At 72.5% G+C, this 20,326-nt stretch carries 21 protein-coding genes; 5 read left to right on the top strand and 16 right to left on the bottom strand.

Annotated elements, in window-relative coordinates:
• Positions 1-3: 3 nt before the first annotated feature.
• Genes pheA through KK087_RS00940 form a run of 4 tightly spaced genes read right to left on the bottom strand, consistent with a single transcriptional unit; the run spans position 4 to position 3,423 of the window.
• Positions 4-960, bottom strand: coding sequence for a prephenate dehydratase (gene pheA / locus KK087_RS00955; protein WP_071406510.1), 957 nt, complete (start codon positions 958-960; stop codon positions 4-6).
• A gap of 39 nt (positions 961-999) precedes the next feature.
• On the bottom strand, positions 1,000-1,545 hold the full coding sequence (locus tag KK087_RS00950) for a MarR family winged helix-turn-helix transcriptional regulator (protein WP_214563905.1): 546 nt from the start codon (positions 1,543-1,545) through the stop codon (positions 1,000-1,002).
• A 28-nt stretch (positions 1,546-1,573) separates the two neighbouring features.
• Entirely contained in the window at positions 1,574-2,044 is a 471-nt protein-coding gene (locus KK087_RS00945) for a hypothetical protein (protein ID WP_214563904.1), read from the bottom strand.
• Complete coding sequence (locus KK087_RS00940) at positions 2,041-3,423, bottom strand: molybdopterin-dependent oxidoreductase (protein WP_214563903.1); 1,383 nt, start codon at positions 3,421-3,423, stop codon at positions 2,041-2,043. The genes KK087_RS00945 and KK087_RS00940 overlap by 4 nt, the downstream gene beginning before the upstream one ends.
• A gap of 87 nt (positions 3,424-3,510) precedes the next feature.
• Between KK087_RS00940 and KK087_RS00935 the strand changes: the two genes are divergently transcribed.
• Genes KK087_RS00935 through KK087_RS00925 form a run of 3 tightly spaced genes read left to right on the top strand, consistent with a single transcriptional unit; the run spans position 3,511 to position 6,260 of the window.
• The gene (locus KK087_RS00935; RefSeq protein WP_214563902.1) at positions 3,511-4,950 is read left to right on the top strand and encodes a glycosyltransferase 87 family protein; all 1,440 of its coding nucleotides are present in this window, start codon (positions 3,511-3,513) and stop codon (positions 4,948-4,950) included.
• A 5-nt stretch (positions 4,951-4,955) separates the two neighbouring features.
• Complete coding sequence (gene moaA / locus KK087_RS00930; RefSeq protein WP_214563901.1) at positions 4,956-6,008, top strand: GTP 3',8-cyclase MoaA; 1,053 nt, start codon at positions 4,956-4,958, stop codon at positions 6,006-6,008.
• A 3-nt stretch (positions 6,009-6,011) separates the two neighbouring features.
• A complete protein-coding gene (locus KK087_RS00925; protein ID WP_214563900.1) occupies positions 6,012-6,260 on the top strand; it encodes a MoaD/ThiS family protein in 249 nt (82 codons plus the stop codon).
• Between the two features lie 403 nt (positions 6,261-6,663).
• On the opposite strand, the gene KK087_RS00920 is transcribed toward KK087_RS00925, so the two are convergent.
• From KK087_RS00920 to KK087_RS00900, 5 genes are all read right to left on the bottom strand, one after another.
• Positions 6,664-7,704 carry an ABC transporter ATP-binding protein gene (locus KK087_RS00920; RefSeq protein ID WP_214563899.1) on the bottom strand — a complete coding sequence of 347 codons (1,041 nt, stop codon included), beginning with the start codon at positions 7,702-7,704 and terminating at the stop codon, positions 6,664-6,666.
• Complete coding sequence (locus tag KK087_RS00915) at positions 7,701-8,501, bottom strand: ABC transporter permease (RefSeq protein WP_214563898.1); 801 nt, start codon at positions 8,499-8,501, stop codon at positions 7,701-7,703. Before KK087_RS00915 ends, KK087_RS00920 begins: the two co-directional genes overlap by 4 nt.
• A gap of 3 nt (positions 8,502-8,504) precedes the next feature.
• Complete coding sequence (gene modA, locus KK087_RS00910) at positions 8,505-9,311, bottom strand: molybdate ABC transporter substrate-binding protein (RefSeq protein WP_214563897.1); 807 nt, start codon at positions 9,309-9,311, stop codon at positions 8,505-8,507.
• Positions 9,308-9,724 carry a TOBE domain-containing protein gene (locus tag KK087_RS00905; protein ID WP_214563896.1) on the bottom strand — a complete coding sequence of 139 codons (417 nt, stop codon included), beginning with the start codon at positions 9,722-9,724 and terminating at the stop codon, positions 9,308-9,310. Before KK087_RS00905 ends, modA begins: the two co-directional genes overlap by 4 nt.
• A 68-nt stretch (positions 9,725-9,792) precedes the next feature.
• The gene (locus KK087_RS00900) at positions 9,793-10,848 is read right to left on the bottom strand and encodes a ThiF family adenylyltransferase (protein WP_214563895.1); all 1,056 of its coding nucleotides are present in this window, start codon (positions 10,846-10,848) and stop codon (positions 9,793-9,795) included.
• Positions 10,849-10,943: 95 nt separating this feature from the next.
• Here KK087_RS00900 and KK087_RS00895 point away from each other — a divergent pair, with 95 nt between their 5' ends.
• Positions 10,944-12,596: a glycosyltransferase family 39 protein gene (locus KK087_RS00895; protein WP_214563894.1), complete on the top strand. Its 1,653-nt coding sequence runs from the start codon at positions 10,944-10,946 to the stop codon at positions 12,594-12,596.
• Between the two features lie 87 nt (positions 12,597-12,683).
• Here KK087_RS00895 and KK087_RS00890 read toward each other — a convergent pair whose 3' ends face one another.
• The 5 genes from KK087_RS00890 to KK087_RS00870 form a co-directional block, all read right to left on the bottom strand.
• Entirely contained in the window at positions 12,684-13,616 is a 933-nt protein-coding gene (locus KK087_RS00890) for a 4-(cytidine 5'-diphospho)-2-C-methyl-D-erythritol kinase (RefSeq protein WP_111087242.1), read from the bottom strand.
• 10 nt (positions 13,617-13,626) lie between these two features.
• Positions 13,627-14,946, bottom strand: a complete 1,320-nt coding sequence (locus KK087_RS00885; protein ID WP_214563893.1) for an O-acetylhomoserine aminocarboxypropyltransferase/cysteine synthase family protein — start codon at positions 14,944-14,946, stop codon at positions 13,627-13,629.
• Positions 14,946-15,986, bottom strand: a complete 1,041-nt coding sequence (locus tag KK087_RS00880) for an LLM class flavin-dependent oxidoreductase (protein WP_214531608.1) — start codon at positions 15,984-15,986, stop codon at positions 14,946-14,948. The genes KK087_RS00885 and KK087_RS00880 overlap by 1 nt, the downstream gene beginning before the upstream one ends.
• An 84-nt stretch (positions 15,987-16,070) precedes the next feature.
• A complete protein-coding gene (locus KK087_RS00875; RefSeq protein ID WP_214563892.1) occupies positions 16,071-17,078 on the bottom strand; it encodes an ATP-grasp domain-containing protein in 1,008 nt (335 codons plus the stop codon).
• A 282-nt stretch (positions 17,079-17,360) separates the two neighbouring features.
• Positions 17,361-18,203 (bottom strand): helix-turn-helix transcriptional regulator, encoded by an 843-nt coding sequence (locus tag KK087_RS00870; protein WP_111224169.1) that lies wholly within the window; start codon positions 18,201-18,203, stop codon positions 17,361-17,363.
• A gap of 101 nt (positions 18,204-18,304) precedes the next feature.
• Between KK087_RS00870 and KK087_RS00865 the strand changes: the two genes are divergently transcribed.
• Positions 18,305-19,045 carry an SDR family oxidoreductase gene (locus KK087_RS00865; RefSeq protein WP_214563891.1) on the top strand — a complete coding sequence of 247 codons (741 nt, stop codon included), beginning with the start codon at positions 18,305-18,307 and terminating at the stop codon, positions 19,043-19,045.
• A 158-nt stretch (positions 19,046-19,203) separates the two neighbouring features.
• Here the strand turns inward: KK087_RS00865 and KK087_RS17565 are convergent, their stop codons facing one another.
• Together KK087_RS17565 and rsmA are read right to left on the bottom strand one after the other, a co-directional pair.
• On the bottom strand, positions 19,204-19,335 hold the full coding sequence (locus tag KK087_RS17565) for a hypothetical protein (RefSeq protein WP_284732906.1): 132 nt from the start codon (positions 19,333-19,335) through the stop codon (positions 19,204-19,206).
• Positions 19,336-19,472: 137 nt separating this feature from the next.
• A complete protein-coding gene (gene rsmA, locus KK087_RS00860) occupies positions 19,473-20,324 on the bottom strand; it encodes a 16S rRNA (adenine(1518)-N(6)/adenine(1519)-N(6))-dimethyltransferase RsmA (RefSeq protein WP_214563890.1) in 852 nt (283 codons plus the stop codon).
• Positions 20,325-20,326 lie beyond the last annotated feature (2 nt).

Here is a 20,326-nt window from a genome sequence, read left to right as displayed (position 1 = left end):
CCGCTACCGCGCGCCGGGCTCCCCCGACACGATCGCGCGCAGCCAGTCCCGGGCCTCGACGAACGCGGCGTCCGAGTAGCGCGCCGGAACCTCGGGGCGGGCGCCGTCGGCCCGCGGGTACGAACCGAGGAACGTCACGCGCGGGCTGAACCGGCGCAGGCCGAGCAGCGCGTCCGCCACCCGCTCGTCACGGACGTGCCCGTCGAGGTCGATGACGAACCGGTAGCGACCGAGCTCGTCGCCGATGGGCCGTGACGACAGCAGCCCCATGTTGATGCCCCGGGTCGCGAACTGTTCGAGCATGTCCACCAGGGCGCCCGGGTGGTCGGCGGGGAGCTCGACGATGACGCTCGTCTTGTCGGCGCCGGTCGGCTCGGGGAGCGCGAGGGTCTTCGACACGAGCACGAACCGGGTGACCGCCGACGCGTTGTCGCCGATGGACGACGCGAGCACGACGACGTCGTGGTGGTCGGTGATGCCGGGCGGCGCGACGGCTGCGTCGGCGGTGGGGTTCGCCTCGAGCAGGGCGAGCGCCGCGGCGACGTTCGACGACGCCGGGATGTGGCCGTGGCCGGGCAGGTTCGCCTCGAGCCAGTTGTGGGTCTGCGCGTAGGCGACCGGGTGCGCGTTCACGGTGCGGACGTCGGCGAGGGTGGTGCCAGGTCGGGCGACGAGCACGAAGTCGACGGGGACCAGGTACTCCCCCACGATCCGCACGCCGGGGATCCGGGCCAGGGCGTCCTGGGTGGCGCTGACCCCGCCGTCGACACTGTTCTCGATCGCGATGACGGCGCCGATGGAGCGGCCGGACATGACGTCGTCCAGGGCCTCACCGACGTTGTTGACGCTCCGCCAGGGCTTGCCGGCGGCGGCTTCGACGAGCTTCAGGGCCGCCTCGGTGAAGGTGCCGGCGGGTCCGAGGTAGGAGTACGTGTCGGACGGCGCGGCGGGGTCGGTCATGCGGCGAGCCTATTGCAGGGGCACAGCCACCAGCCCGCTTCAGTCCGTCGCCGCACCCGTCAGGCGCTGCTCGCAGATCGCGGTGTCGTCGTCCTCGCGCGGGTAGGTCAGCGCCGCGAACCGCCCCTCGGGGTCGAGCCGCGTCAGGAGCGACGCCGCGATGCCGTCCAGCTGCGCGACCTGCTCGTCGGAGAGCGCGTCGATGACCACCCGCCGAGCGGTGCGGACGTGGTCCGGGGCCGCCTCGACGATGGTCGCGTAGCCTGCGTCGGTCAGGCGGACGTCGGTTGCCCGGCGGTCCGAGGTCGACGGGCACCGGGTCACGAGCCCGCGCTTCTCGAGTCGGGACACCACGTGCGACAGCCGCGGCAACGAGGCGTTCGTGGCCGAGGCGAGCGCCGACATCCGCAGGGTCCGGGTGTCGGTCTCGGAGAGCATCGCGATGACCATGTAGTCGAAGTGCGTCAGGTCGGCGTCGCGCTGGAGCTGCTGGTCGAGCGCCGCCGGCAGGAGTTCCATGACGGCGACGAGCTTCATCCACGCGCGCAGCTGCTCGCGGGTGAGCCACGGGATCTCGTCGGTCATGACCTGATCATACCGAAAGGTTGTCCCTTTAACCAGTGGTGCGCACCGCGGACGAACCAGACGAACCGGACGAAGCGGCCGGGCGACGCGCGAGCACCACCCCGACCACGAGCACCACCACCACGACGACGAGCAGCGCCCCCTCGACGAGCAGCAGCCGCGTGCCGTAGTCGAACGGGAGCACGGTGGGGTTCTTCGGTCCGTCGTCCTTCGCCACGATCTCCGGCAGCACCACCAGGGCGAGCACGCTGCCGAGGACGATCGCCACCTGCACGACGACGAGCACCCAGACCCGCAACGCGCCTCCGGCCCGTCGCAGCAGCAGCCCGGCACCGACCACGAACGGTGACAGGATCGCGTCGTGCAGCACCACCGCCGCGAGCAGCCACACCCCGAGCCCGCCGATGCGGTTCGGCTTGACGGACGTCACGAGCACGTACGCCCCGAACGCGATGACCAGCACGCCGATCACCACGAGCACGATCCGCGCGGCCTTCACCGGAGCACCTCGATCTTCTCGATCCACTTGGTCTGCAGCACGCCCGGCCGCCCGGGAGCGATGATCCGCGCCGGGAACCCGTGGTCCAGGTCGAGCGTCGCACCGTTCAGCTCGAGGGCGACGAGCGTCGTCGGGTCCTCGGCGTACTCGGGTCCCATGTCCATGATCCGGTAGCCGCCGTGCCGCTCCAGGCTGGTCACCCGGACGTGCGACCCCTTTGGTGCCTGCACGGCGTCGAGCAGGTCGCGCATCCGGACGCCCTTCCAGGTTCCCATCTGGCTCCAGCCCTCGACGCACGAGATCGGCAGGTCGACCTGCGCGGTGCCGAGTGCGACGAGCTCCGCGCGGACGAAGGTCCGGCTGACGTCGCGCCCGACGACCGTCAGGGTCCAGTCCGCGGCGGTCGCGCTGGCGAGCACGCCTGCCGCACGCGCGGTGCGGTTCACGGGGAGGCCGTTCGAGCCGATCCCACGGCCGCGGGCACCGAAGACGTTGAACGGTTCGGCGAGCTTCGAGGACTGGCCGGCGGTCAGCGCGACGACACCGACCGTCGCGGCCGCCACGCCTGCGAAGAACCCGCGTCGGGCGATCCGCTCACGTCGACCCCGTGCGGCTTCCGGAGTCTGTCTGGAGGCCCGGTCCGGCTCCGCCACGTCGGCCGTCGGCTGGGCGGGACTCGGCTCCTCGGACACCTCCCGGGTCTCGGGGGCCGCGCCCTGTCCGGCGGGCCGGGACTCGGCGCCGCCGGGGGCGTCGTCGACGCCGTCGATCCAGCGGAACACGCGGCCGAGCAGGCCGGGGGCGGTGGGCCCGGCGGTCTCGGAGACCGCAGCGCTCGGGGTGGACGCACCACGGGCCTCCCGGCCTGGTGGGAGCAGTTCACTGCCGGACGCGGGGTCCGCGATGAACCGGCCGTGCGCGTCGTAGGAGTCGCGCTTCCGCCAGTACCGGGCGATGACCGGCAGCTTCGCGGCGATGTGGATGACGAGCGACCCGATGATCACGTAGGCCAGGGCGTTGTGCACCTGGCGGAACGGGAACGGCCACGGGTACCACTGGTACGTGTTGAGCAGGCCGGTGACGACCTGGATGATCGACGCCGACACGAGCACCGCGATCGACAGCCGCTCGAGCAGGTGCAGCACGCCGCGCACCGGCGGCACCTGCACCAGGGCCGGCATGACGGTGTTGAGCTTCGCGAGCAGCAGCGGGATGATCGCGATCCCCGTCGTGATGTGCAGGCCCTGCGTGAACTGGTACAGCTGCGTCGGCCGGGTCGGGAACCGCATCCAGCCGAGCGGTTCCTGCAGCAGGTGGCTGTAGATCCCGGTGCCGAAGCAGATCAGGAACGCGATGCCGAGCAGACGCCCGAGCACCACCGCCGAGCGCGCGTTGCGGTTGGGGGACGCCAGAGCTGCTCGTCCGTCGTGCAGCAGGCGCTGGACGCCGGATAGCCTCGACGGACCATGAGCGACCGACTGCGTGCCCTCCGACCGTCCCTGGCCGACGGCACCGCCGTCCGGATCGGCACGGTGCTGGCCGTCGTGGGAGTCCTCGCCCTGTCGGGCGTCATCGCCGTCGGCGTCACGCATCTGGGGTTCCTCCGATCGGGCCATCGTTCTGCATTCGTTGCGTGGACGCTGATCGCTTGGACCGTCTTCGTGATCGCCGTGCTCGCGGTGCGTTTCGTGCCCGTCCGGTGGATGACCACCATGGTCATCGGCGGAGCGGTGGTGATCGGCATCGCGGCGCTGGTCGGCCCGCCGAACACGAGCACCGACTCCGCTCGGTACGCGTGGGACGGCATCGTCCAGCATGCCGGTGTCTCACCGTACGCGCACACCCCCCAGTCCGCGGCACTGTCCGGTCTCCGACCCGACTGGTTGTTCCCCGACAAGGTGGACGGCACGTGCGACCCGCTGAAGCCCCGGTTCCGCGGGCTCGGCGACGGCGCCGACGGGCACTGCACCGCGATCAACCGACCCGACGTGACGACGATCTACCCGCCGATGGCGCAGCTGTGGTTCGCCGCGGTGCGGTTCTTCGTGCCGGCGAGCGCGCAGTACCTGCCGTTCCAGGTCGCCGGGCTGCTCGTGTCCCTCGGCGTGACCGTCGGGCTCGTCCTGGTGCTCCGCCGGATCGGCCGTCCGACCTGGTGGGCGGCGCTGTGGGCCTGGTCGCCGCTCGTGGCGTCCGAGGCGGTCACCAACTCGCACGTCGACGTCGTCGGTGCCGCCCTCGCCACGGCCGGTGTCGTGCTCGTCGCGTTCGGCCGGCCGATCTGGGGCGGGATCGCACTCGGGGCCGCGACCGCGACGAAGCTCATCCCGGCGATCGTGTACCCGCCGTTGCTCGGCCGAGGTCGGGCCTGGTGGGCGATCCCGATCGGCATCGCGGTGTTCGGCCTGCTCTACGTGCCCTACGTGCTGACCACCGGGCTCGACGTGCTCGGGTACCTGCCCGGCTACCTGAGCGAGGAGGGCTACGAGGACGGCTCCCGGTTCGCACTGGTGTCGCTCGTGGTCCCGGGTGACGCGGCGACGGTCGTCGTCGGGCTCCTGGTGCTGCTCGCCGCGTTCGTGGCGTGGCGGTTGTCCGACCCGTCGCGGCCCTGGTCGGGCGAGGTCCTGATGATCGGCGTGACGTTCCTCGCCGTGACCCCGCGCTACCCCTGGTACGCGCTGCTGCTCATCCCGTTCGTGGTGCTGTCCGGCCGGTGGGAGTGGCTGTCGATCGGCCTCGCCATCGCGCTGCGCGGGGTGTGGCCGTCGGCGGACGCCTACCGGTGGTGGCTGCTCGCGGCCGTGGCGGTCATCGTGGTCGTCACGCTGCTGCGCACGGAGCGGTCGGAGTGGCGGCGGTGGTGGGAGCGGCTGTCGTTCCGGCGCGTGGAACACGTACGCTGACGACCATGGCACCCGCGATCCTGCTCGGCACGGCCGGCTCCGTGGACCCGGCTCCCGCCGGGCTCGTCGACCGCTTCGGGCGTCGCGCCGTCGACCTACGGGTGTCGCTGACCGAGCGCTGCAACCTGCGATGCACCTACTGCATGCCCGCGGCCGGGCTGCCGTTCGCCCCCGACGAGGCCCTGATGACGGCGACCGAGATCGAGCGGCTGGTCCGGATCGGCTCGTCGCGGTTCGGCGTCCGCAAGGTCCGGTTCACCGGCGGGGAGCCGATGCTCCGGCACGACCTGGTCGACGTGATCGCCCGGTGCTCCGCGCTGCCCGACGCCCCGGAGCTCTCGCTCACCACGAACGCGATCGGCCTCGCCCACCGTGCCCAGGGCCTGTACGACGCCGGGCTGCGGCGCGTGAACGTGTCGCTCGACACCGTCGACCCCGACGTCTTCACCACCGTGACCCGCCGCCCGTTCCTCGACAAGGTGATCGCCGGGCTGTCGGCCGCGCACGACGCCGGGCTCGACATCAAGGTGAACGCGGTGCTGCTGCGCGGGATCAACGACGAGGCCGCCCCCGAACTGCTCCGCTGGTGCCTGGAGCGTGGCTACGAGCTGCGGTTCATCGAGCAGATGCCCCTGGACCCCGACCACGCCTGGGACCGCACCGAGATGATCACCGCCGCCGAGACCCGCGCGCTGCTGGCGACGTCGTTCGTGCTCACCCCGGACGACGCCCCGCGCGACGGTGCCCCGGCCGAGCGGTACCGCGTGCACGACGCCGTCACCCGTGAGCCGCTCGGCACCGTCGGGATCATCGCGAGCATCACCGAGTCGTTCTGCGCCGACTGCACCCGCACCCGGTTGACCGCGGACGGGCACGTGCGCAGCTGCCTGTTCTCCGACGAGGAGACCGACGTGCTCGGCCCGATGCGCTCCGGGGCGGACGACGACCAGGTCGCCGAGCTCTGGCGCCGCGCGATGTGGGCGAAGCCCCGCGACCACGGTGACGACAGCGACGAGCTCGTGCAACCCACGCGCGGCATGAGTGCGATCGGCGGCTGAGGCGTGACCACGATCCGGTTCTTCGCCGCTGCCCGGGCTGCGGTGGGCGTCGACTCACTGACCACGACGGGTCGGACCATCGAGGCGGCCCTCGGCGCGATCGACGCGGTCGAGGTGGCGGACCCCGAACGCTGGAGTGCGTTGCAGGAGCGCTGCTCGTACCTGGTCGACGGCGTGACCACGCGCGACCGGGCGACGTCGCTCGACGGTGTCGAGGTCGTCGACGTCATGCCGCCCTTCGCCGGCGGCTGAGCGGCGCGCCCGTTCCTTCCCAGAACACCCGCGATACCTGGTGCTTCCGGGCATATCTGGTGCGAACTTCCGACCAGGTACGCCCGAATCGACCAGGTACGCCCCGAACGACCAGGTACGCCCGAATCGACCCCGCGCCTGCGCACCCCGCGCCCATTCCTTCCCAGAACACCCGCGATACCTGGTGCTTCCGGGCGTACCGTGTCGGAACTTCCGACCAGGTACGCCCGATTCGACCCGGTACGCCCCGAACGACCAGGTACGCCCGACTCGACCCCGCGCCTGCGCACCCCGCGCCCGTTCCTTCCCAGAACACCCGCGATACCTGGTGCTTTCGGGCGTACCGGGTCCGAACTTCCGACCAGGTACGCCCGATTCGACCCGGTACGCCCGGAACGTCGTCTCAACCGCGGGGTGCGTACACCGCCACCTCGGCAGCGGGGAGGTCGATGCGGACGGCGTCGCCGGGGGTGATCCCGAGCGCGGTCAGCCGGGCGAGCGTCAGGTCCGCCACCAGGTCGCTGGCCCGCACGCGCACCAGTCCGTCGCGCGGCTCGAGCGACGACACGGTGCGCGCGGCTCCGGCACCGTCCCGTGTCAGCACCGCGGCCGTCGGGTGGAAGGCAGCCAGCGCAAGACTGCCGGGAGGCACGGCGTGCGTCCCCGCCGCCAGCTCGCCCCCGCCGTCGATCGCGATCCCACCCCGGGTGGCGGTCCCGCGCACCAGCGCGAGCCCGGAGAACGTCGCCGCGAACGCACTCGTCGGACGACCGAGCACGGCCGCGGGGACGCCCTGCTCGACCACTCGGCCGCCCTCCAGCACGACGACGCGGTCGGCCAGGGCGACGACCTCGACCGGGTCATGCGTGACGAGCACGGCAGGCCGGCCGGCGACGGCGGTCCGGAGCGCCGCGCGGACCTCGTCCTGCGCGCCGACGTCGAGCGCCGAGGTCGGTTCGTCGAGCAGCAGGACCGCCGGGTCGGTGGCGAGGGCGCGGGCGATCGCGACGCGCTGCGCCTGCCCGCCGGAGAGCGTGCGCGGGTCTCGGGTGGCGAGGTCGGCGACCCCGACGGTGCCAAGCGCTCGGAGTGCCCGCTCCCGTGCGGCGGCACGACCGGCGCCGGCGGCACGGGGTCCGAAGGCGACGTTCCCGAGGACGTCGAGGAACGGGAACAGGTCGGGGCGCTGCGCCACGAGCCCGACCCGACGACGGTGCGCGGGGACGGTGTGCCGCGGGCCCGAGACCTGGACCCCGTCGAGTTCGATCCGGCCGGCGTCGATCGGCAGCAGTCCGGCGAGGGCCTCGAGCAGCGTCGACTTGCCCGCGCCGTTCGGCCCGATGACCGCAAGGCACTCCCCCGCACGGACCTCGATCGCGACGTCGACGTCCCGCGGCCCGACGACGACGTGCGCCCGGACGCCCGCCGCACCCTCGGCCGTCATGCCAGGGCTCCGCGCGTCCGGAGCGACGAGGCACCGATGACGACGACGGCCACCACGACGAGCACGACCGCCAGGGCCACCGCGGTGTCCGGGTCGACCTCGCGCTGCAGGTAGACCTCGAGCGGCAGGGTCCGGGTGACCCCCTGCAGGCTGCCGGCGAACGTCAGGGTGGCACCGAACTCGCCGAGCGCCCGGGCGAAGCAGAGCACCAGCCCGGACACGATGCCCGGCAGCACCCGCGGCGTCGTGACGGTCAGGAACGTCCGGGTCGGTCCGGCGCCCAGGGTCGCGGCGACCCGCTCGTAGCGATCGCCCTCGACGCGGAGTGCCCCCTCGACCGAGGACACCAGGAACGGCATCGCGACGAAGGTCTGGGCGATGACCACCGCCGTCGTGGTGAACGCGATGTGCAGGCCGTGGTCGTCGAGGAAGGCCCCGACCACGCCGAGCCGACCGAAGGCCGCGAGCAGTGCGAGACCGCCGACCACGGGCGGCAGCACGAGCGGCAGCAGCACGACGGCCCGGGCGACGCCGACCCACCGTGACCGCGACCGCGCGAACAGCACGGCGAGCGGGTACCCGAGGACGAACGCGACCCCGGTGGCCGCGAGCGCCGTGCCGAGGCTCAGCCCGAGCGCGGTCAGCGACGCGGTCGAGGTGACGAGCCCGACGAAGGACGACCAGTCCACCCGGCCGAGCATCGCGAGCACCGGCACGACGACGAACAGCCCGCCGAGCACCGCGGGCAGCGGGAGCCACCACGCGACCGGCGGCCGTCCGTCCGTCCGCGGTGCCACGGGTCAGGGCTTCCCGAAGCCGGCGGCCGACAGCACGCGCTGCCCGGTGGCGGAGCGGACGTAGTCGGTGAACGCGTGCGCGAGCTCCGGGTCCGCGGACTCCCGCAGGACCCCGATCGGGTAGGTGTTGACGGCCTCGGCGGACTCGTCGAAGGGCACACCGTCGACCGCGCCGTCGGCACCACGCACGTCGGTCACGTAGACCAGTCCGGCGTCGGCCTGCCCGGATTGGACCTTGCCGAGCACGTCGGTGACGGACTGCTCCTCGCTGACCGGCCGCAGGTCGATGCCGGCGGCCCGCTCGACCGTCGCGGCGGCGGCACCGCACGGCACCGGGGCGGCGCACGTGACGAGCTGGACGCCCGGGGCCGTCAGGTCGTCGAGGCCGCTGATGCCCTCCGGGTTGCCCGGCGCGACCGCGATCTCGAGCGTGTTCGTGGCGAAGGCCCGCGGCGACCCGCTCACCAGGTCGTCGGACGTCAGCTTCGCCATGTTCGCCTGGTCCGCCGCGGCGAACACGTCGGCGGGAGCGCCGTTCTGGATCTGGGTGACGAGGTCGCTCGACCCGGCGAACGAGAACCGGATCGAGGCGCCGGGGTGCGCGGTCTCGTACTGCTTCCCCAGGGTCGTGAAGGTCTGCTGCAGGGACGCGGCGGCGAAGACCGTGATCGACCCGGTCGGTCCCTCGGTGCCGGACCCCGACGGCGACGACGACCCCGGACCCGTGGCCGCAGCGGTGCAGGCGGCGAGTCCGAGCGCGACGGTGGCGACGAGGGCCAGCGCTGCGACCGGACGCCGGTGGCGGCTCACCGGTCGTCCTCGTGGCGTGCGGGGGCCTCGACCGCGACCATCGTGGCCTTCACGGACGCGACCGCGACGGACCCGACCTCGAGCCCCAGGTCGCGGACGGCCTCGGCGCTCATCAGGGACACCACCCGGTGCGGTCCGCACTGCAGTTCGACCTGGGCCATCACGGTGTCGACGACCAGGTCGGTGACGATGCCGACGAACCGGTTGCGGGCCGAGCTCTTCACCGCCGACGCCGGGTCGGTCAACTCGGAGCTGCGTTCCCGGGCGTACGCGGCGACCTCGCGGCCGTCGACCACGGCCCGCCCCGCGTCGTCCACGGCGCGCGAGAAGGTGCCACCGTCGACGAGTCGTCGGACGGTGTCGTCGCTGATGCCGAGGAAGGCCGCAGCCTCTCGAACCCGCAGTTGCGTCATGATCGACCGATCCTAGCCGCGGATGCGGCGCGAACGGCGATCGAGGCGGTGAAGGTGCGTGGGCTGGGTCAGGACCGGTGCTCGATCGCCACGGGCAGCCCCTCACGACGCCAGGCCTCGAACCCGCCGTCGAGGACCGTCACGTGCCTCCAGGCCGGTTGCCGCGCCGCCCACGCGTCCGCACGCGGTCCACGGGCGCAGTACACGACCACCTCGTCCGCCGCGGTGTCGTCGGTGACGGCGCCGGCGATGACGCCGGCCGCGCGTTCCTCGTCGGTCCGCACGTCGACGACGACCGGCCGGTCCGACGGGTCCGCCAGGCGGGCTGACAGGGCGGCCGGCGCGATCCGCGGTGTCGCCGAGGCGGCGACGGGCGCCGGCCGACGCGAGGCGGGCCCTCGACGGACGGGGCTCTCCGTCCAGCGCCAGCGCCGGGCGTCCACGGTGAGCACACGTCCGAGCAGCGGGTCGCCGCTGCCGGTGACCAACGCGAAGACCTGTCCCGCCATCACCGCACCGATCGCGCCGCACAGGGCGGGGACGACGCCGTCGAGGGCGCACGAGCCCTCGTCGGGCAGGGCGTCGGGGTGCAGGTCGTGGAAGTCGACGCCGTCCGGCCCGGCGTCGCGGAAGACGCTGACCTGCCCGTCGTGGCCGAGCACGGTGCCCCACACGAACGGCACGCCCGCAGCGGCGCAGGCGTCCGAGACGGCCCGGGTGACCACGACCGAGTCGGCGGCGTCGACCACGACGTCGTGTCCGGCGACGAGGTCCGGCGTGAACGAGCCGACCACGGCGACCGCGTCGAGTTCCGGGTCGACGGCGACCGCCCGGGCGACCGCGACCCGGGCCTTCGGCGATCCGACGTCCGCGGCCGTGAACAGCGTCTGCCTGGCCAGGTTCGAGGCATCGACCACGTCGGGGTCGACGACCGTGAGTCGACCGATCCCGGCGAGGTACGCGACCACCGGTGCCCCGAGACCACCGGCCCCGACGACGAGGATGCGCGATGTGGCCAGCCGCCGCAGCCCGGTCGTGCCGACCTCGGCGAGCGCTGCGGTGCGCGACCCGAGCTGCGTCCGCCCCGGGGACAGCGCGGCGACGGGGGCGACGAGGGGTTCCATCCCGTCATTCTGGCCCGTCGCACCGAACTCCTGCATGTGAGAGTTCAGCGCCCGGACGCGGCGGATGCCCAGAGCAGATCGGTACGGTCGCGGACGTGAGTTCCCCGCGCACCGGTACCGTCCCGGTCCGACGCACGACGTCGGACGCGTCGGTGCGTGCGCGCTCCCTGGCCCTCGCCGCGACCGTCGCCCGCACCCTCGCGCGGACCCCCGAGATCACCGTCGGCGCACTCGGCGTCGTCGTCGCGGCCGCCTTCGTGTGGGTGCCGTCGGTCTGGTACGACGAGGCCGCGACCGTCGCGAGCGCACAGCGGAGCTGGCCGGCGCTCTGGGCCGAACTGCAGAACGTCGACGCGGTCCACGGCCTGTACTACGCGGTCATGCACGTCTGGTTCACGCTGGTCGGGTACTCGCCGTTCACGCTGCGGTTCCCGAGTGCCCTGGCCATCGGGGTCTCCGCCGGGCTCGTCGTCGCTCTCGGCCGACGACTCGGTGGCGTCCGGCTCGGCGTCGTCTCCGGGCTCGTGTTCCTGCTGCTGCCCCGCGTCGCCTGGGCCGGGACCGAGGGGCGCCCGTACGCCACCGTCACGACCTTCGCCGTCGCGCTGACCCTCGTCGGGATCACCGCGGTCCGGCGCACCCGGACCGGGCACCACGCCACCCGGTGGTGGGTCGTCTACGGACTGCTCGCCGTGGTCGCCGTGCTGTTCAACGTCTACCTGGCCCTGGCCGTCGTCGCGCACGGGGCGGTGCTCCTCTGGACGACGGTCGCCGACCGTGCGGCACGTCGCGACGCCGTGCTCGCGCACCGCAGTGGCCCGGTGGCCGCGCCGATGGTGGACCGTGCGACGTTCGTCCGCTGGGGCGTCGCCGCCGTCGGGGCCGCGCTCGTGGTGTCGCCGTTCATCGTCCTCGCCGCCGGGCAGGCCAAGCAGGTCGGCTGGATCACCGGCATCGGGTGGGCCACCGTGCGTCAGGTCGTCGCGACGGCGTGGTTCGGTGCCCTCTGGCCGTACGCGGCGCTCGGGTGGGTGCTGATGGCCGTCGGGGTCGTGCTCGCCGTCCGCGCTGCCCGACGCCCCTCCCCCGCCGCCCGTGACGTGCTGCGCATGCAGGCGGTGCGCGTCGCCGTCCCCCTGACCGTCCTGCCCACCGCGCTGCTCGTCGGTGCTACCGCGGCCGGGGAACACCTGTACTCCCCGAAGTACGCCAGCCTCAGCCTGCCGTTCGTCGCGCTGCTCATCGGCCTCGCGATCACGGCGATCCGTCCGCGGAGGTGGCTCGCACTGGCGGTCGTCGGGATGCTGCTCGTGTCGGTCCCGACGAGCACGATCGTCCGGCTGCCGCACGCCAAGCAGGACTCGCACTGGGCGAACGCGGCGGCGATCATCGAGCGCGAGCGGGACTGGCGCACGGACAACGGCGAGGGAGTGGTCTTCGGGAGCGTCTGGGAGCACCCGACCACCACCGCGCAGGTCATCGCGGACACCTACCCCGATGCGTTCAGCGGCATGCGGGACCTCGCGGTCGCCGAGACCGGGGCCGAGCGCGGACAGCTCTGGGACGTCAACGGCGACGTCGCGAAGACCGTGCCCGAACGGATCTCCGGCATCGACACCGTGTGGTTCGTCGGCGGCAAGTCACGGAACATCCGCCCGCAGGTCACCGAGACGCTCGTGGCCGAGGGCTTCCACGTCGTGCGCTACTGGCACACCGGCACGGTCATCCTCTGGAAGTACAGCCGCTGACGCCGGACGAGCCGACGCTCGACGAGCCAACGCTGGACGGACCGCCGCTCGGGGTCGAGCCGCTCGCCGGGCGGGCCGGACGTCGGGTCAGTGCACCACGCGTGCGCCGTGCACCGGGCCGGTGGCACGGAGCGCGACGAGTCCAGCGGCACTGAGCTCGACCTGCAGCTCGAGCGCGGCGTCGCGGTCACCGACCAGGAACGCCACCGTCGGGCCGCTGCCGGACACCAGGCCGGCCAGGGCGCCGGACTTCTCGCCGAGCTCCAGGGTCGCCGCGAGCCGGGGCTGCAACCGCATGGCGGGGGCCTGCAGGTCGTTGTGCACGCAGTCCGCGAGCAGGTCGGGGTCGCCGGCGCGCAGGGCCTGCAGCACGTTCGCCTCGACCACGGGGTGCGAGGGTGCCGGTGAGATGTCGGCGCGGTACCGCTCCCGGTGCTCGTCGAGGGCACGGTAGACGGCGGGGGTGCTCAGACCGTCGTCGCTGAGTGCGAGGACCCAGTGGAACTCCCCCTTGGCCAGCGCCGGGCTCAGCTCGTCGCCGCGGCCGGTACCGACGGCGGTGCCGCCGGCGAAGGCGAACGGCACGTCGGCCCCGAGCTGCGCGGCGAGCCGGAGCAGCTCTTCGCGACCGAGCGCGGTGCCCCAGAGCGTGTCGACGGCGAGCAGGGTCGCCGCGGCGTCCGCGGAGCCACCGCCCATGCCGCCGGCGACCGGCACCTGCTTGTCGATGGTCAGCCGGACCCCGCCGCGGTGCCCGGCTGCGTCGGCCACGAGTCGGGCCGCGCGGATCGCCAGGTTCGACTCGTCGACCGGGACGGTGCTCGTGTCGATCGGGCCGGTGAAGGCGACCGAGAAGTCGTCGGCGGCCTCGGCGGTGACGTCCTCGTACAGGGACACCGCCTGGTACGCCGTGGCGACGTCGTGGTACCCGTCGTCCTGCAGCGCCCCGACGGACAGGAACACGTTGATCTTGCCGGGGGCGCGCGTCCGCACGCGGGTCGGGGCGGCCAACGTGGTCATGCCCCCCAACCTATCCCGCTGCGGCTGCCGTGAAGCCCCGTGCCAGGTCGGCGGTGATGTCGTCGATGTGCTCGAGGCCGATCGACAGGCGGATGAGCCCGTCGCCCACCCCGGCGGCGGCCCGCTCGGCGGAGGTCATCTGCACGTGCGTGGTCGATGCCGGGTGCACGACGAGCGATCGGACGTCACCGAGGTTCGAGACGTGGTCGAACAACTCGAGCGCCGCCACGAACCCTCGGCCCGCGGCGACGCCACCGGCGAGGTCGAACGACAGCACCGCCGACGGGCCCTTCGGGACGTACCGCTGCTGCAGGTGGTGCCACGGCGAGTCGGGCAGGCCGGCGTAGTGCACGTGCTCGACCTGGTCGTGCGCGTCCAGCCAGGTCGCCACGGTGGCGGCGTTCGACACGTGCCGGTCCATGCGGAGCGACAGCGTCTGGATGCCCTGCAGCACCAGGAACGCGTTGAACGGCGCGATCGCGGGCCCGAGGTCGGCGGAGAGCTTCGAACGGGTGCGCTGGATGAACGCCCGTCGGCCGAACTTCTCGGCGAAGTCCGTGTTCGCGAACCCGGACTGCTCGGTCGTGGCCAGCTGCGGGTAGCGGTCGGCGTGTGCCGCCCAGTCGAAGTTCCCGCTGTCCACGATGAGCCCCGCGATGGCGCTGCCGTGCCCGGCCAGGTACTTCGTCGCCGAGTGCACGACGATGTCGGCGCCGTGCTCGATCGGGCGGACCAGGTACGGCGTCGCGATGGTGTTGTCGACGATGAGCGGCACACCGGCCTCGTGCGCGACCCCGGCCACGCCGGCGAAGTCCAGGACGTCCCCGCGGGGGTTCGGGATGGACTCGCCGAAGAACGCCTTCGTCTCCGGACGCACCGCCGCCGCCCACTCGGACAGGTCGGTCGGGTCCTGCACGAACGTGAAGGTGATCCCGAGGTCGCGCAGGGTCGACGCGAACAGCGTGTAGGTCGCGCCGTACAGCGAGGCACTCGACACGACGTGGTCGCCGGCGCGTGCGACACCGAGCACCGCCAGCGACGTCGCGGCCTGCCCGGACGCGAGCGCCAGCGCGCCGATCCCGCCCTCGAGGTCGGCGATCCGGCGTTCGAGCGCCGCCGCCGACGGGTTGTTCACCCGCGTGTAGGTGTGACCGGGGGCGTCGAGCATGAAGCGCGCGGCGGCGTCCTCGCCGGACGGGTAGACGTAGGCGGCGCTCTGCGCGATCGGGGGCACGTTCGCGCCCCAGCCCGGATCGGCCTTGAAGCCGGCGCGGATCTGGCGGGTCTCGAACGCCCAGCCGTCCTCGGCGCTGGTCTCCGCGCCACCCATCAGGACTGCGCCCCGACGGTCGACCGGACGAGCGGGATGACCTGCTCGCCGAACCGGTCCATCTCCTCGAGCTGCGGCGAGAACTGCAGCAGGAGCGTGTCGACGCCGGCGTCCTCGAACTCCTTGATGCGGTCGGCCACCTGCGAGGGGGTGCCCACGAAGCCGGGGCGCAGGCCGCGGTTCGACACCGAGTAGTCCTCGAGCGACGGCACGTGCTCGAGCTGCGACTTCGAGATGAAGTCCTGGTAGGACTCGTACGCCCGGCCGTGCTGCACGTCGGTGATCCGGGCGAGCTCGGCCTGCGCCTCCTCCTCGGTCTCGCGCACGATGACGTAGGCGGCCATGCCGAACGCCTCGAACGGCGGCAGCCCGGCGTCGACGCGGCGCTGCTTCATCTCGGTGATCTTCGCGCGGAGTTCGTCCACCGTGCCGCCGTGCGTGACGTAGGCGTCGGCGTACCCGGTGATCGCGGCCTTGCCGGCCTCGCTCTCGCCACCGGCGTAGATGCGCGGCGTCACCCGGGGCTTCGGCTCGAGGTGGGCGTTCTGGATGTCGTAGTACTCGCCCGAGAACGAGTACGGCGTCTCCCGCCACAGGCCCTTCATGACCTCGACGAACTCCGCCGTGCGCTTGTACCGGTCGTCGTGCTCGGAGAAGATGCCGCCGTACTGCTTCGCCTCCTCGGCCCACCAGGCGCTCACCACGTTGAAGGTGAACCGGCCGCACGAGATGTCGTCGATCGTCGCCGCCTGCTTCGCGGTGACCGCGGGCAGGTGGTACCCGGGGCGCATCGCCGCCATGATCTCCAGGCGCTCGGTCGTCGCCGCGATGGCCGCCGCGAGCGACCACGCCTCGAGCGAGGGCGCCGCCGTGCCCTTGATGTCGTTGAGGTTGAGCTCCGGCACGAGCGTCAGGTCGAAGCCGATCCGCTCGGCGCGCTGCGCCAGGCGCTTCACGTAGTCGAAGGTGACCGGCATGTTCTCGTTGTCGACGTTGCGCAGCCAGCCGCCGAAGAGCGGGGTCCAGTATCCGAATCGCACGTTGGTTCCTTGGGGGTGTGGGAAGGCGGACGGGAGGCGCGGGGCGGGCCCGCCACGGGCCTCCAGTCCGGTGGTTCTTGCGTTCTAGACCGCAGCCGGCGCGAGCGCGCTCGCGTGCTCCTCGGCGAGGAGTCCGCCGAGGTAGCGCGCGATGGAGCGCGGCCCGGAGGCCGGCGCCGTCTCCTCGACCGCGGGGTTGTAGTTCGTGTTCGTGTTGATGTCGTAGACGACGGTGCGGCCGTCCGTGGTCTCCATGAACTCGACGCCCGCGATCGTGATGCGCTGGTCGGCGAGGAACGTGCGGAGCTGCTGGACCAGCGGGTACTCGGCGGTGATCTCGGTCCGGACGGCGAACGCCGGGGGCGCGCCGACGGTCTCGGTGCCGGGGACGTCGCAGACGGCTCCGGCGATGACCTGGGGCACCTCGCACGCGTCGGCGGGGCAGAGCTCGAAGCTGCCGGCGCTCGTGTCGACCCGGACGGCGTACACGAACTCGCCGCCGACGAACTCGACGCGGGTGATGAAGGGCTCGCGGGCCGTCAGGTACTCCTGCAAGAGGGTGATGCCGTCGACCGGGGCCTCGAACTCGGGGCTGTCGACGTAGGCGTCGAACTCGGCGAGCGAGTCGAACCGCCGCACGCCCAGGCCCTTGCCGCCCTGGTTGTGCTTCGTGATGAAGGGGACGTCCTGCCCGTCGGTGAAGGTGCGGGCGGCGTCCTTGAGCGTCGTCGTGCCGAACACGGCTGTGGTGCGCGGCACGTCGAACCCGGCCTGCTGCAGGAGACCGTGCTGCGCGACCTTCGACACCTCGAGCTCGAGCACGTGGCTGCCGCCGACGACCTGGCGACCCGCGCGTTCGAGCCAGCCGAGGATCGCCCGGGTGTACTCCTTGCTGTGCTCGTGGCCGCGGGTGTGGGAACTCGCGGACATCCGGCTCCAGTAGACGCCCGGGGCCGGCTCGGACGCGAGGTCGATCTGCCCCTCGGTCAGGAGGATCTCCTCGACCGGGACGCCCTCGGCCTCGAAGGCGGCGGCGAGCGGGGGGAACCACTCGGGGTTCTCGTGGATGACGTACACGCGCGGAGTGCTCACGCCCCCACCCTAGGCAGGGTGTCCCGCACGCGGCCAAGTGTGTGACGCGGCGTTGCTTCTCGGCGGGGGGCGGGGGCGGGGGCGGGTCGCACGGTGCGCGCTTGGGTGGTGCGGAGCAGGGTCGCACGGTGCGCGCTTGTCCGGCCGGTGCGAGGTTGGCCGCTCGGTGGCGGACTGTAGGGCGGCACCGATCGGTCGACGGCGCACGGGTTGATCGACCTCGCACCGTGCGGGGTCGACCAAGCACGCACGAGCCGAGCGAACCAGCACCGTGCGAGGTCGTCAGCCGGCGAAGGTCTGCTGGCCGACGACGCCGAGGAGCTCGAGCTTCTGCGCGTCCTCCGACCCTGGAGGCGCCGTGAACAGCAGCAGTGCCTGCGCCTGGTCGTCGGTGTGCAACACCTGGCAATCGACGGTGATGCGGCCGAGCTCCGGCTGCACGATGGTCTTGTTGTCCGACCAGCGCGTGGCCACCTCGTGCAGGGCCCAGAGCTCGCGGAACTCCGGGCTGCGCGCCTCGAGCTCGGCGATGAGTTCGGTCGCGCGCCGGTCTCCCGGTCCCGCGAGCGCAGCCGTCGCCCGGATCGAGGCCACCACGACGCGGCCCAACCGTTCGTGCTGCTCCGGCGCGTACTTCGCGAGCTCCTCGCCGGTCACGAACCACCGCCACGCCTGGTACCGCCGGTTGCCCGGCAGGTCGACGGAGCTGCCGAGGAGCGCCGCCGCGAGCCGGTTCTCGACGAGGGTCTCGCCCAGGTGGCTGACGACGATCGCCGGGGTGTCCTCGAGCCGGTCCAGCACCCGCAGGATCGCCGGGTCCACGTGGTCGGCGCGGTGCATCCGGGTCGGGGCGTTCTGCCCGGCCAGGTGGAACAGGTGGTCACGCTCGTCGAGGCTGCACCGGAGGGCCCGGGCGATCGCCGCGATCATCTGCTCGGACGGCTGCGGGCCGCGCTGCTGTTCGAGTCGCGTGTAGTAGTCGACGGACATGCCGGCGAGTGCAGCGACCTCCTCGCGGCGGAGCCCGGGGGTGCGGCGTCGCGGTCCCTGCCCGAGGCCGACGTCCTCGGGGCGCAGCAGCTCGCGGCGACGGCGGAGGAAGTCGGCGAGTGCGGCGCGGTCCATGGCTCGATCATGGTCCGGTTGGTCGCCAGATGCCAGGGATCGGCGATCCCCCGATGTCCGCGCTCTGGTTGCCACTGCGACCACCGAGCATCGTGGTCGTCATGGACATCACGAACTCCACCGTCTTCATCCCCGGCGCCACCTCGGGCATCGGTCTCGCCCTCGCGCAGCGCCTGCAGGCCGCCGGCAGCACCGTCGTCATCGGCGGCCGTCGACAGGCACTCCTCGACTCCCTCGCCACCGAGCACGGTTTCGGCACCGTGCAGATCGACGTCGCCGACGCCTCGTCGATCAAGGCCGCTGCGACCTCGGTGCTCGAGGCGTACCCGTCGCTCGATGCCCTGATCACCATGTCGGGGATCATGCGCAACGAGGACCTGCGCTCCTCCGACCACATGGACGACGCGATCGAGACCATCAAGACGAACCTGGTCGGCACGATCCGACTCATCGACGCCTTCCTGCCGCACCTGCTCGCCCAGCCCGCCGCGACGCTCATGACCGTCACGTCCGGTCTCGCGTTCGTGCCGCTGACCGCCACGCCGACCTACAACGCCACGAAGGCCGGGGTGCACTCGTACACCCAGGCCCTGCGGCAGCAGCTCGTCGGTTCGTCCGTCGAGGTGCTCGAGCTCGCCCCACCGGCCGTCATGACCGACCTGATGGGCGGTGCCGACTTCGGCGGGATGCCGCTCGACGCCTTCGCCGACGAGGTCATGGCGCTCATCGAGTCCGGCGCCGCCCCGGAGATCCTGGTGCAGAACGTGCACCCGCTCCGCTTCGCCGAGCGGAACGGCAACCACCAGCAGATCCTCGAGATGATGGCGTCCCGCGAGCACTGATCCGGGTGGGGGGCCGGCGTTCGCACCGTGCGAGGTTCCGTGTTCCGTGCGAGGTTCCGTGTTCCGTGCGAGGCACCTCGGCTCGCACGGACCACGGAACCTCGCACCACGCGTGGTGCGCCTCGCACGATGCGAGGGGCGAGCCCCCTGTCGCGGCTTCAGAGGGTGGCGAGGAGCCGCTGCAGTTCGGCCTTCGCGTCGGGCATCCGCTCGGGGCCGGTGAGCCGCTCCCGCTGGACCCAGATGCGGACGGTGCCCGGCCGGGGACCATCCTCGGTGGTGAGCAGCACGGACTCGCGGTCGGGGAAGGTCCACCGCGCCGAGGGACGCTTGCCGCCGCGGCGCTCAGATGTCGGCGTGCACCCGAGTGCACTGAACGGACACCACGAAACATTCCGCATTTCGCTGGTGCCGGGCGAGGAGCGAACTACCCCGCAGCCGCGAGGACCGTCCGCCCGAGCCGCACGAAGTCGTCCACACCGATCGCCTCACCCCGGGCGGTCGGGTCGATCCCCGCCGCCGTCAGGACCTCAGACGCGTGCGCACTGCCGCCGAGCACCCCGGAAAGGCTCTGCCGCAGCATCTTGCGTCGCTGCTGGAACGCCGCGTCGACCAGGGTGAACACCCGAGACCGCAGACGCTCGTCACCCGGGGGCTCGTGCCGGTCGAACGCCACCAGGACACTGTCGACGTTCGGCACCGGCCAGAAGACCTGACGGCTGACCAACCCGGCGGTGCTCCACGACCCGTACCAGGCGGCCTTGACGCTCGGCGACCCGTAGACCTTGCTGCCGGGGCCGGCGGCGAGCCGGTACCCGACCTCTGCCTGCACCATCACGAGCGACCGCTCGATCGACGGGAAGGTCGCGAGCAGGTGCAGCAGCACGGGCACGGAGATGTTGTAGGGCAGGTTCGCGACGAGGTGCGTCGGCTCGACGTCGAGGTCCGTGGCGGCGACGGTCATGGCGTCCTGCTGCACGACCGTCAGCCGGGCGTCCGGCTGCATCGACGACACCGTCGACGGGAGCTTGGCAGCCAGGCGCTTGTCGATCTCGACCGCGGTGACGGGTGCGCCGGTCTCGGTGAGCCCGAGCGTCAGTGACCCGAGCCCCGGCCCGATCTCGAGCACCTGTGCCGACGGGGTCACACCGGCGACCGACACGATCCGCCGCACGGTGTTGGCGTCGTGCACGAAGTTCTGGCCGAGCTTCTTCGTCGGGGTGACGTCGAGTTCGGCCGCGAGCTCCCGGATCTCCGCCGGGCCGAGCAGCGCGCCCACGA

Source organism: Curtobacterium aurantiacum, from assembly GCF_018598555.1.
Taxonomy (GTDB): Bacteria; Actinomycetota; Actinomycetes; order Actinomycetales; family Microbacteriaceae; genus Curtobacterium; species Curtobacterium aurantiacum.
Note: the sequence above shows the minus strand (reverse complement) of the source record. Positions and strands in the feature narration are given on the sequence as shown.